At 64.8% G+C, this 11003-nt stretch carries 10 protein-coding genes, 1 tRNA gene and 2 pseudogenes; 5 read left to right on the top strand and 8 right to left on the bottom strand.

What is annotated here, in order from left to right:
• Positions 1–226 precede the first annotated feature (226 nt).
• Together N800_RS14445 and N800_RS14440 are read left to right on the top strand one after the other, a co-directional pair.
• Complete coding sequence (locus N800_RS14445) at positions 227–649, top strand: DoxX family protein (RefSeq protein ID WP_425476524.1); 423 nt, start codon at positions 227–229, stop codon at positions 647–649.
• A 1224-nt stretch (positions 650–1873) separates the two neighbouring features.
• Positions 1874–1949, top strand: a tRNA-Thr gene (locus N800_RS14440).
• A 64-nt stretch (positions 1950–2013) separates the two neighbouring features.
• Here N800_RS14440 and N800_RS14435 read toward each other — a convergent pair.
• Both N800_RS14435 and N800_RS14430 read right to left on the bottom strand, forming a co-directional pair.
• Positions 2014–3123 carry a CapA family protein gene (locus N800_RS14435; RefSeq protein ID WP_036140228.1) on the bottom strand — a complete coding sequence of 370 codons (1110 nt, stop codon included), beginning with the start codon at positions 3121–3123 and terminating at the stop codon, positions 2014–2016.
• Positions 3124–3372: 249 nt separating this feature from the next.
• Positions 3373–3858: a YybH family protein gene (locus N800_RS14430; RefSeq protein ID WP_198032565.1), complete on the bottom strand. Its 486-nt coding sequence runs from the start codon at positions 3856–3858 to the stop codon at positions 3373–3375.
• 378 nt (positions 3859–4236) lie between these two features.
• On the opposite strand from N800_RS14430, the gene radA reads away from it, so the two are divergent.
• Positions 4237–5640, top strand: coding sequence for a DNA repair protein RadA (gene radA, locus N800_RS14425; RefSeq protein WP_036140217.1), 1404 nt, complete (start codon positions 4237–4239; stop codon positions 5638–5640).
• Positions 5641–5754: 114 nt separating this feature from the next.
• On the opposite strand, the gene N800_RS14420 is transcribed toward radA, so the two are convergent.
• The 3 genes from N800_RS14420 to yczE all read right to left on the bottom strand — a co-directional run bounded on the left by N800_RS14420 (position 5755) and on the right by yczE (position 7509).
• Positions 5755–6000 (bottom strand): hypothetical protein, encoded by a 246-nt coding sequence (locus tag N800_RS14420; protein ID WP_036140226.1) that lies wholly within the window; start codon positions 5998–6000, stop codon positions 5755–5757.
• Between the two features lie 143 nt (positions 6001–6143).
• Positions 6144–6923, bottom strand: coding sequence for a subclass B1 metallo-beta-lactamase (gene bla, locus N800_RS14415; protein WP_036140215.1), 780 nt, complete (start codon positions 6921–6923; stop codon positions 6144–6146).
• On the bottom strand, positions 6916–7509 hold the full coding sequence (gene yczE, locus N800_RS14410; protein WP_052108290.1) for a membrane protein YczE: 594 nt from the start codon (positions 7507–7509) through the stop codon (positions 6916–6918). Before yczE ends, bla begins: the two co-directional genes overlap by 8 nt.
• Before the next feature lie 130 nt (positions 7510–7639).
• On the opposite strand from yczE, the gene yczR reads away from it, so the two are divergent.
• Complete coding sequence (gene yczR / locus N800_RS14405) at positions 7640–9091, top strand: MocR-like transcription factor YczR (RefSeq protein WP_036140210.1); 1452 nt, start codon at positions 7640–7642, stop codon at positions 9089–9091.
• A gap of 46 nt (positions 9092–9137) precedes the next feature.
• On the opposite strand, the pseudogene N800_RS15980 reads toward yczR, so the two are convergent.
• The 3 genes and pseudogenes from N800_RS15980 to N800_RS14395 form a co-directional block, all read right to left on the bottom strand.
• A pseudogene (locus N800_RS15980) lies at positions 9138–9284 on the bottom strand (IS30 family transposase); the annotation flags it as partial.
• A 118-nt stretch (positions 9285–9402) separates the two neighbouring features.
• Positions 9403–10059 (bottom strand): L,D-transpeptidase, encoded by a 657-nt coding sequence (locus N800_RS14400; protein WP_036140225.1) that lies wholly within the window; start codon positions 10057–10059, stop codon positions 9403–9405.
• A 157-nt stretch (positions 10060–10216) separates the two neighbouring features.
• Positions 10217–10486 (bottom strand): membrane protein, encoded by a 270-nt coding sequence (locus tag N800_RS14395; protein WP_036140208.1) that lies wholly within the window; start codon positions 10484–10486, stop codon positions 10217–10219.
• A gap of 251 nt (positions 10487–10737) precedes the next feature.
• Between N800_RS14395 and N800_RS14390 the strand changes: the two are divergent.
• Positions 10738–11003: pseudogene (locus N800_RS14390) on the top strand (helix-turn-helix domain-containing protein); the annotation flags it as partial.

Below are 11003 nucleotides of genomic sequence, written 5' to 3'. Positions count from 1 at the left end.
CCGTCCGTGATTTCGGGGTAGAACCCCTTTCGTATCCGAATGAAGGCTGCACATATCTTCTACCTGCTCCGCACCCTGGTCCTGGCTCCGAACTCGTGATCGTGAGCTGCTCTTAATTGGCTGCCGTTGAAAAGCTCGCCACTAGAACATTCCGTCGCGTCCCGGCATGCAGTCCATATCGCATACTTGCCCGGAACATTGGCCGAGAAGGTGGGATATGTCAGTAGTGAGTGAGAAGATCCTCAGGAGCAACGGCTTTTGGCTTGCTGCGCGAATTTTGTCGAGTGTGGTTTTCGTCAGTTCAGGCCTAGCGAAGCTTCTGGACTTCGGGGGAGGGGTGAGCGAGATGGCGGCGGCAGGGCTTCACCCAGCTTGGCTATTCAACATCGGCACAGTCATAATTTTGCTAGGCGGATCTGCGCTGCTTTTGCTCGATCGTGCTGTTTGGCTCGGTAGCCTAGTACTTGGATTTTTTCTGCTCTTGACGATTGCCGTTGTCCACAGATTCTGGTCCCTTCCCGACTCGGCTGGCCAGCAGGCCTTGTACGTAGCTCTCGAGCACTTGTCGGTCGTCGGCGGCCTGATGGCAGCAACGGTTGCCAGCCACTTCCGAAAATTGAATCGACATGCTGAAAAAGATGCGGCCTGACCGTATGTGGACGCTGTTGATTCTGGGGTATGGCTATACAGCACAGGTGCTAGCTCAGCAGCTTATATCGCGAGGTTGGGAAGTCATTGCGACCACCCGGAGCCGCGGCTTCGCTAACGAAATGCAGAAGCATGGTGTCGAGCCCATCATATGGCCTGATGCGATCACAGAATATCTCGCACGCGCAACGCACATACTGGCTTGCGCGCCGCCCGTGAATGGGCGGGATCCCTTTTTAGAAGCATGCCCCGAGATGAGGGTCTCCAGTGCCCAGTGGGTTGGATACCTTTCAAGCATAGGCGTTTACGCGAATATTGAGAAAAGCGGAAACGCACGGGTAATGGAAACCGCGCCTACGCTGTCTGGAAACACACGAGGGGGATTAAGGCGGCAAGCCGAGCGAGACTGGTCTGATACGGGGCTCCCTTTGCATATTTTTCGTTTAGCTGCGATCTATGGGCCGGGACGAGGCGCATTCATGGAGGCCCTTACGGGTCCCGGCCGGTCGGTGTCAGATGCGCGGCGATCTACTGTGGTCAATCGAATCCACGTCGACGACATTGTAAGGGTGCTGATTGCATCGATATCACGCCCGAACCCCGGAGCCGTGTACAACGTGTGTGACGACGAGCCTACGCCCACCGAAGAAGTGATCAAGTTGGCGAACAGGATTCTCGGAGCGGTGGATCCGCGAGAATCCGGCATAGAAGAGGCGCCAACCATCACCGGGGCGGCCCCAGTGGCCGTATTGAGTAGACCAATCAGCAACTCACGGATCAAGAATGAGCTTGGCGTCAGGCTGGGTTTTCCAAATTACCGCAGCGGCCTACCTAGCGCACTGGCAAAGACGCTTAGCGCTCATGAGAATAGAAACAGTTGTTGGTAGCTCAAAACTTGGCTTGGCCAGTGACCATGTCGGGCACTTCGGTTGGCTGCCGAGACTTCGGTATGGTCATTGTTTGGAACGTCTCCTGGTCGAAGCACTGGCACTGTTTGGTTGAGGGTTTTCGGCGACCTCGCCTTGGTGCGAAAGAAAGGAGAGGTCGGCAACTCTCATAATCGCAGCAGGGACGATCCTCAAGGGCGGATTTGGATCACCGCAAGGGCCGCGCCAGCACCGGCTAAGTGCCGACACAGCACTCCCAGCCGCCTCCGGCTTACCAGTCACTTACCGCCGCATGGGTCGAGTCGCGCACTAAGGTAAGTAATTGATGCGTAATGCATGGCGGAATAGCTCAGTTGGTCGAGCGGCGCATTCGTAATGCGTAGGTCGTAGGTTCGATTGCTATTTCCGGCACCATCTTCAAACGCTCCGGCGGGACTTAGTCGTTATGGGCATCGGCGTAATGCGGGTTCGGGGCAGGCTACTGCCAGCGCAGTGAAAATCGGCCGTCTGCACGCATCTCCACGCCGCTTCCAAAGCGCCGGCATTCGCGATGCAGTCGCTCATGCAGCCAGCGGCGATCGGCCTCCCCGGCCAGATGGACCCGGAACCGCTGCAGCCGCGTCGGTGTCAACGTCAGCTCCAGCAGGCGGCCGCTGCCGCGGGCCAGCACCGGGAAGTACATCAGGCCCAGTTCGCCGCGGAATTCCTCGTGGCCTCCGATCCCCTCGTAGTCATTGATGAAGTCACCGCAGCCGTACAGGATCAAACGGTCGCGATGGACTTCGATGGCTTTGGCATGGTGCGAGGAGTGGCCGTGAATCACGTCCACGTCGGCTTCGTCGATCAGTGCATGGGCAAAGTCGCGCTGCTCGGGCGGGATGGCGTAGCCCCAATTGCCGCCCCAATGCAGCGAGAACACCACGCAGTCGCCCTTGCGCCGATGGCGTCGAACCAAGGCTGCTATCTGGTCCACGGTCGACGCGGAAAGATCTGGCAGGCGGCTCACGCCAGATCGCGTCGGGTTGGCCGCCCAAGCCGGCGGCACCCCGGAGTCGCCGGTGGCGGCGGCGAACACCAGGATGCGCGCGTTGTCGCCCAGCGGCAGGATTGCCGGCGCCTGTGCGGCGGCCAAGTCGGCACCTGCGCCGGCGGAGGCGATCCGACCGTGTTGCAGCGTCGCCAGAGTCTCGCGCAGGCCGTCGCGCTCCCAATCCAGCACGTGGTTGTTTGACAGCACACAGCAGTCGACCCCGGCCGCGGTCAGGCAGGGCAGGTTGCCCGGGTGCATGCGGTAGTTGATGCCTTTGGGCCAGTTGCGGTCGCTGCGGGTGATCGCGGTTTCCAGATTCACGATGCGGGCATCGGGGCGCCGTCGTTCCAGCTCCGCCAAGGCCTCGCCCCAGACGTACGGGTAGGCAACGGGGCGCGGAATCTCGCCGTTTTTCCACTCGGCCAATGTCACGTACCGACGCGCATTGCGGACGTGGGCTTCATGCAGGGTGGGGGCTGACGGGTGTGGCAGGATCTGGTCGATGCCGCGGCCCAGCATGACGTCGCCGCACAGGAACAAGCTGAGAGAAGGCGACACGCGAGCAGTTCCAGACCGCTGCGATGCGACCGCTCCCAGCAGCGCGCCCGCCGGGCCGCGCGTCGCCATGCCCAGCGCCAGGCCGGTCGATAACTTCAGGAAATGTCGCCGTCCGCGCATGCCAGTGGCCCGTCCGGCTCCATCTTCTCGCTAGTGCCGGCAGTGCGCTATCCGGTGGCGACCAGCGGTTGCGTGATCTGGGGCCGGCTGGGGCGTGGAGCGCCAGACTTGCAGGGCGGGTCAGGCGGGTCAGTTGCCCACAGTGCTCGTGCCCGGTGTCTGCGTCTGTGCACGCGGCAGGGCGACAGCCCGCACCGCGGACAGTCGCCATTGCTTACCGTCGCGCACGGCCACGGTGAGCGTGGTGAACTCCCGCACCAGGGTCTCCGCGCCGTCGGCGTCCACGCGGATCAGCCGCACGTGGGCATCGGCCAGCACCACGTCGTCCGATTGGGGGTGCAGGCCGGTCAGGCGGGTGCTGTGACGCATCCCGGGCTCAAGCCCCGCGAAGGACCGGGTGAAATAGTCGTGGATCGCGGAGGCACCATTCACGGCCACGTCACGACCGATGATGCGCAGCGTCGCATTGGCGCTGTAGAGCGCTGCCATGCCGTTGGCATCGCGTGCATTCCAGACCGCATCGGACCGTTCCACCAGCGCCTGCAGCGCCGCCCGGTCCTCCGGGGAGGGTTCGCTGGCGGCCAGGCTGCCTGCCACCAAGAGCAAGACGGCCATCAAGCCGCCACGCAACATCCTATGCGTCATATCCGCTACCTCGCTTGGGGAAGGCTCGCCGTGAAGCATGTTGATGCCGTGGGGCGGCGAGTGTGCAGGACAGCGTACCGGTCCGGCTGGCGATCGTCCTGTGCCCATGGTGCGCCTGACCAACGGCAGGGGCCTCGGCTCCCGGTGGCTCGTGGGGTGGGTGGCGCCTCCGGAAGGACTATCGAACCTTCGCTTGAAGTCGCCGACGCTTCTGGAAGGGGCACTGCCCTTTTTTGCAAAGGCCCCCGACCCGTCTCATGGCGCTACCGATAGCATGCCTGTTCTCGCCCCTTGCGACCGTGGCCCGCTACAGTGTCCGCATCCCATCACCGCAGCCCGATCACCCGCATGGCCAAGCCCGCCACCAAGTCCCGCACCGCTTACGTCTGCTCCGAATGCGGCGCCGACCACACCAAGTGGCAGGGGCAGTGCGCCGAATGCGGGGCCTGGAACACGTTGAGTGAGTTCGTGGTGCAGCCGGCCAATCCGGCGGCCAAGGCCGGGGTCGCGGCCTCGCGCCGCAGCAGTTGGGCGGGCAAGGCCGACGCGCCTGCCGTGACGCCCCTGAAGGACGTGCGCCACGCCGAGGACAACCGGGTCAGCACCGGCATCGGCGAACTGGACCGGGTGTTGGGTGGCGGGCTGGTGCACGGCGCGGTAGTGCTGGTCGGCGGTGACCCGGGCATCGGCAAGTCCACGCTGCTGCTGCAGGCGGTGGTGAAGATGGCCAGCGAGCTGCCGGCGCTGTACGTGACCGGCGAGGAGTCGCTGGCGCAGGTCGCGGGCCGCGGCGCGCGCCTGGGTCTGCCGCTGGACGGCGTGCATGCGCTGGCCGAAACCGGCATCGAGCGCATCCTGGAGCATGCGGCGGTGATGCAGCCGCGCCTGATCGTGGCCGACTCGGTGCAGACGCTGTGGACCGAGGAATTGAGTGCCGCGCCGGGCTCGGTCAGCCAGGTGCGCGAAAGCGCGGCGCGGCTGGTGCGCTACGCCAAGGAGACCGGCACGGCGGTGTTCCTCGTGGGCCACGTGACCAAGGAAGGCGGCATCGCCGGCCCGCGAGTGCTGGAGCACATGGTCGATGCGGTGCTGTATTTCGAGGGCGAGAGCGGCAGCCGTTTCCGCGTGCTGCGTGCGTTCAAGAACCGCTTCGGTGCGGTCAACGAATTGGGCGTGTTCGCGATGGGCGACAAGGGCCTGCGCGAGGTGCCGAATCCGTCGGCGATCTTCCTGTCGGGCAGCGAGCGCCCGCAGCCGGGCAGCTGCGTGATGGTCACCCGCGAGGGCACCCGCCCGCTGCTGGTGGAGGTGCAGGCGCTAGTGGATGCCTCGCCGCTGTCCAACCCGCGTCGCGTGGCGGTGGGCATGGAGGGCAACCGCCTGGCGATGCTGCTAGCGGTGCTGCACCGCCACGGCGGGGTGGGCGTGGGCGACCAGGACGTGTTCGTGAACATCGTCGGCGGCATCCGCGTGCAGGAAACCGCGGCCGACCTGCCGGTGCTGCTGTCGGTGCTGTCATCGCTGCGCGACCGACCGCTGGCCGAGCGCACCATCGCGTTTGGCGAGGTTGGCTTGTCGGGCGAGATCCGTCCGGTACCCAACGGCGAGGAGCGGCTGAAGGAAGCGGCCACCCACGGCTTCAAGCGCGCCATCGTACCCAAGGCGAATGCGCCCAAGTCCGGCCGGATTGGCGAGCTGGAAGTGGTCGCGGTGGAGCGGTTGGCGGAGGCGCTGGATGCTGCCCGCGACTGACGGCGGTCGCGGGCGCGTCCTATCAGCGAAACCCAGTTCCTGACCAGTCGCGCCGTTTGGCCGCGATTGAGTGGTTGAGCGGCTGCTCGCGGCTGGAAGCGGCCGCCACAGTTCTCAGGGGCGGTGCACTTGGGGCCGTTGACTCACATTGCTACGACGCTTGGCGAAGTAGGGAAGCGCGAATAGGTACAGCCCTGTGAGCAGCATGAATGCAAGTGGTGGCAATGGCGAGTAGGTGATCCAAGGCGGGGGCATTTCGCCCGCCGCCTGTGCCAAAGCAACGAAGTTGGCGATGACGGTTGCGGTGAAAACGATGGACAGCCAGCGGTGCGACTGCCGAATCAACTTGTTCCAGTTCACATGGATCTCCGAGTAAGGCATGGCATAAGGGGGTTCCGGCTCTGCAGATGACGAGGCTCGCAATGAGCCATGACGCTTGAAGCAACTCGCGCCGCGAACCGCATCGGCTTGAATGAATGGTTGTCGCGTTCGACAGGCCGCACTCACTGTCCAGCCTCGCGCAACTCCTCGAGCAACGCGAGAGTGTGATCAAGCAATTCTGGTCCGCCTGCCTCTCCGTGCCCCGGAACGACGAACTTCGCTTCTGCGTAACGGGCCCGCGCCTTGCGGATGGCCTCCGGCCACGCCGTCATGTTCGCGTCAGCGATGCCTCCTAGCGAATCACTAGCGGCACCGCGCACAGCACACCCGCCGAACAGCACGCGCTGCGATGGAACCCACACCATGAGATTGTCCGGTGCGTGCCCCGGCCCGGGGTAGAAAAGTTCGACGGAGCCGAATTGAACGCGTGCTCCTGGCCTGTCCAGCCCAGCCAGCGCGTGGTCCGGGACTGGCATGCCCTCCGCAACGGCTCGCTGCTGGGTCAGCGGCAGTGCGTAAACCTCAATGCCCCGTGCTTCGAGTGCGTCAGCGCCCGCAATGCGGTCCCCGTGGGCATGCGACACGACGGCACGACGGACGGGAAGTTTGAGCTGCGCCTCGATCTGATTGAGTAAGGTAAGCGTGAGGAGCTCCCCCCATGCCGTGTCGATAAGGAGAAGGCCGTTGCCTTCACGGACGATGAGGCCATTGGTGGGGTAACGCGTGCCGCCGGGATAGGTGTAGTACGAGGTGTGAACCCACACGCCGGGCTGCACCTCGCGGATCTCTATGTCGGCGGGAATCCCGATGGTCGGGGCATCTGCCGCATTCGTGGTCTGCGCGGCGACACTGGGTGCTGACATTGCCGTAACGCCAACCAGTAGGGCTATTGCTTCAATCATTGGCCGGCTCCTCCAGTCGCAGCACCAGATAGCGCATGAAGAACTGCGTGATCGGCCCCACGCCCAGCGCGAACACCAGGGTGCCCAGGCCGGCGATTCCGCCCAGCACCACGCCCATGGCGAGCACCACGATCTCGATGCAGGTGCGCACGCGTTGGATCGACCAGCCCGTGCGGCGCGCGAATCCGGTCATCAGGCCGTCGCGCGGCCCGGGACCAAGTTGCGCCCCAACGTAGAGCGCAGTGGCCAGCGCACAGACAACCACTCCACCAGCCAGGTAGATGCAACGCATCGGCAATGAATCGGGCGCATCCAGCATCCCAAGATTGAAGTCGGTGAACGGCCCCAGCAGCAGCGTGTTGGCGACGGTGCCCAGTCCGGGCATCTGCCGCAGCGGGATCCAGAGGAGCAACACCGCCACGGCGACCAGGACCATGACCATGCCGAGCGACAGCGGCAGGTGCAACGCCGCGCCTTGGTGGAATACGACCCACGGCGACCCGCCGAGTGCGCTTTCCATCAGCAGCGCGTTGGAGACGCCGTACAGCCATAGGCCGGCCAGCAGGCGTACGAGACGTTCGGACACGCGGCCGGCCCGGAGTTGAGCGAGGGGGCCGAGATTGGTCAGCCCAAGGGGGGAGGTATTGGGGTTCATGGGCGCCAGTATCTGGACGATTGGCACTTTCACGTAGATCCAATTTCGTCATAGTGGCCTCATGAATCGATCCATCACCCCAGAGCACTTGGCCTCCCTGATCGGCCAGTTCCCACGCAAGCCGGCCTATCGGGGGCTCCGCCAGGTCCTGCAGGAACTGATCGGCGGGGGGCGTATCCCCCTCGGCACGCGTTTGCCCAGCGAGCGGGCGATATCCCAGGCGCTCGCCGTCTCGCGCAATACGGTGACCCGCGTCTATGCGGACCTGGTCGCCGCGGGTTTCGCGACAGCGCGCCAGGGTGCGGGCACGTTTGTCGCCGTTCCTGACGACCGCCGGCGCGCGCACGAACACTCGCTGCGTTCGGTCGCAAGCGCGCATGCGCTCGAAGGCGCCATCGACCTCAATTGCGCCGCGACGGCCGCCATTCCGGGCATCGCCTCGGCTTACGAACGCGCTCTGGAAAGGCTACCCGGCTACCTGGGAAGCGACGGCCACCGTCCAACCGGCCTGCCCGCGCTGCGCGCCCTGATCGCGCAGATGTACTCGCGGCGAGGATTGCCGACCGACCCCGAACAGATCATGGTCACTTCCGGCGCGCTGGCGGGCACGGCCGTCGTCGCGCGCGCGCTGTCGCGACCCGGCGACCGGGTGATGATCGAATCGCCGGTATACCCAAACGTCATCGAAGCCCTGCGCCTGGGCGGCGCGCGCCTGGTCGCGTCACCGATGGGCGATGCGCTGGGCGAGGAAGGCTGGGACTTGGATGGCATCGAGGCTACGCTGCGGCAGACGCGGCCGCACCTGGCTTACCTGATCCCCGACTTCCAGAACCCCACCGGCTTCCTGATGCGCGATGACCAGCGCGCACGCTACGCCGCCGCGCTGCATGCCACCCGCACGACCGCGGTCGTGGACGAATCGCTGCAGGCCATCGCACTGACGGACGCCGGCATGCCACTGCCCTTCGCCGCGCACGCACCAGGCGCCATCACGATAGGGAGCGTTTCGAAGTTGCTGTGGAGCGGATTGCGCGTCGGATGGATCCGCGCGCCGCACGACCTGATCGACCGGCTCATCAAGGCCCGATTGCAGCTCGACCTGGGCACGGCGCTTTTCGACCAATTGGTGGTGACCGAATTGCTGGACGACAGCGACGTCATCGCGATGCGTCGCGAGCAACTCCGCCAGCGCCGCGATGCCCTGGCCCACGCCATCGACGAACGACTGCCGGACTGGCGTTTCCGGCTGCCCGAAGGCGGAATGACGTTGTGGCTGCAGTTGCCGGGTGGCAGCGCCACGCAGCTGGCGTCGAACCTGGAGACTGTTGGCGTCCACGTCCCACCCGGTCCGATGTTCAGCGTCGAAGGTGGTAACGACCAATGGCTGCGCATCCCATACGTACGACCGGAAGAGGAGTTGATCGAGGCCGTTCGGCGCATCGCGGATTTTTGGTCGAGGGCGCCAGCCGCGACTTCGGCGCGCCGGGAAGGGGCGCGGACGGTCATTCTTTAGAGTGAGCTTCGCGGGGCGCTGCCAATGACCACTTTCGGTGCTGGTTTCAACTGGTCAACGCAACAGCATGTCGATATCGCTCGATGGGCGTTTCGAAGTCCAGCGTCTCGCGTGGGCGCTCATTCAAGCGTCTGGCCACCTCATTCAGCTGGGCCTGCGAGAATCCCGACACGTCAACCCCCTTGGGAAAGTACGGCGCGGTGCCTTACCTAGTAAGACGAGGCCGGGCCGTGAGCAGGTCAACCGTTGCTCGGCCTCACACACCAAGGCAATACGCCGGCGCGCCCTTCACTAGGGTGCGGGCGTGCGCGTCATCCATCGTTGCGTTGCTCAGTCACGCGACTTTGCACGAACGCGGGAAACGTCTCCGCTAGTGGCGCCGTGTCCGGCAAGATGTAAAACACCCCGCCCCGCTCGAACGTCGGACGTACGATCCGTTCGTAGAATTCGGGCGAGACGTTGATGCAGCCATGAGTGATGCGGTTGTCGTCCGGCGAAGGCGATGCCAAGCGTTCGGCGCGTTTCTCGGTCGGGACGCCAGTAGCCGTGGGGTGCATGGAGACCGCGGAATCGTAGTCCACCCACAGGACACGCCCAGCGTCGGTTGACGGGCCGAAACCGCCCACAAAGCGACCCGCAGGCGTCGTACGGTCACGGCCCGGAATTTCGCGAAGCGCGAGGCCGGCGATACCGGGGGCCGAATGATCGCCGATCGCTGAGCCAAAGAGCCCAGGCGCCGCGCCGCGAAGCCGGCCGGCGCCGTCAAACACCAGAATCTGCGCAGCGGCCTTGTCCATGATCGCGAACGGATAGCCTTGGCTGTCCCTGGTGCCGACAATCCAGCCCGCGAGCTCAGTCACCGTATCGGACACTTCCTGGTCTTGTGGAAGCTGGTCGACAGCAGCCACCGGTTGCGCGGTGACATCCTCGGCGCTGGCCACGCCGATGCTCGCGAACGCCAATGCCAGCGCTAGCGCACCAGAAGCAGCCCGGATCGCAGGGTGTATGCACGTACGAATAAGACGGTTCCTTCGAACGAAGACAGGGTGAAGAAAGTAGACTAGTGGCCGGCAAAGACCACCGGTCCCGGGTTCAAACCGTTCGTCACAAATTGTGGAAGAGCGACTAACCGCGCGGCTTGCGGCGAGGCGCCGCTTCGAGCATCTGGATGCGGCCTTCCATCTGATCCAGCCGTTGGTTGGCCTGTTGCGCGGACTGATTGGCGGATTCGGCGCTCTGGGCTGCGTTCTGCACCTTCGCGTCAAGCTGATCGAGGCGTGAGTTGATCGTTGCAAACTCGTCACTATAGGTGGCGCAGCCGGCAAGGCCCAGGGTGACGACGATCGCCACGCCGAGCGTGCGCGCCATCGCCAGATTCTTCTTGGTCGGGAACATTCCAGTACTCCTTCGTCTGGGATCTCGGAAATACAGCGGCCCTTTTTGCCGGAGACATGATGACGTTGGGGTAGGTGGACGGATTGTGAAGGTCCGCTTCGGGTCGGGATCCGCCCTGGCCGTTGGGGCGTTCATGGCCGAGGCTGGCCGTTCGGGCAGCGGGCAGCTATCGGGACCCAAGGCAGCCAATCAATGCGTTCGGCCTCCCTGATCCCTGTGCGAAATCGGGCGTCGCACAGTAGCCTGTCGCGGTGGACTCCCTGATTGCCGCCGCTGGACGCGCGCTGGTTGCCGGCGACGCGCTCGGCGCCCTCAAGCGCGTCGCCCTGCGCGACGACCCGCCGGCACTCGCCCTGCGTGGCATCGCGATGGCCCAACTAGGAGAGTATCCGCGCGCCCGCGAGCTGCTCCGCCGTGCCGCGCGCGGCTTTGGCACGCGCGAGGAGCTGGCGCGCGCCCGCTGTGTAGTCGCGGAGGCCGAGGTGGCCCTCGCCATGCGCGACTTGGGCGGCTCGCC

The organism is Lysobacter daejeonensis GH1-9 (assembly GCF_000768355.1).
Taxonomy (GTDB): domain Bacteria; phylum Pseudomonadota; class Gammaproteobacteria; order Xanthomonadales; family Xanthomonadaceae; genus Aerolutibacter; species Aerolutibacter daejeonensis.
Note: the sequence above shows the minus strand (reverse complement) of the source record. Positions and strands in the feature narration are given on the sequence as shown.

What these genes read in the sequence shown, in the direction of transcription:
- bla (WP_036140215.1), bottom strand. Translation starts at nt 6,923, where the DNA reads ATGATTGAAGCAATAGCCCTACTGGTTGGCGTTACGGCAATGTCAGCA.
- N800_RS14430 (WP_198032565.1), bottom strand. Translation starts at nt 3,858, where the DNA reads ATGGCCGTCTTGCTCTTGGTGGCAGGCAGCCTGGCCGCCAGCGAACCC.
- N800_RS14395 (WP_036140208.1), bottom strand. Translation starts at nt 10,486, where the DNA reads ATGTTCCCGACCAAGAAGAATCTGGCGATGGCGCGCACGCTCGGCGTG.
- yczR (WP_036140210.1), top strand. Translation starts at nt 7,640, where the DNA reads ATGAATCGATCCATCACCCCAGAGCACTTGGCCTCCCTGATCGGCCAG.
- radA (WP_036140217.1), top strand. Translation starts at nt 4,237, where the DNA reads ATGGCCAAGCCCGCCACCAAGTCCCGCACCGCTTACGTCTGCTCCGAA.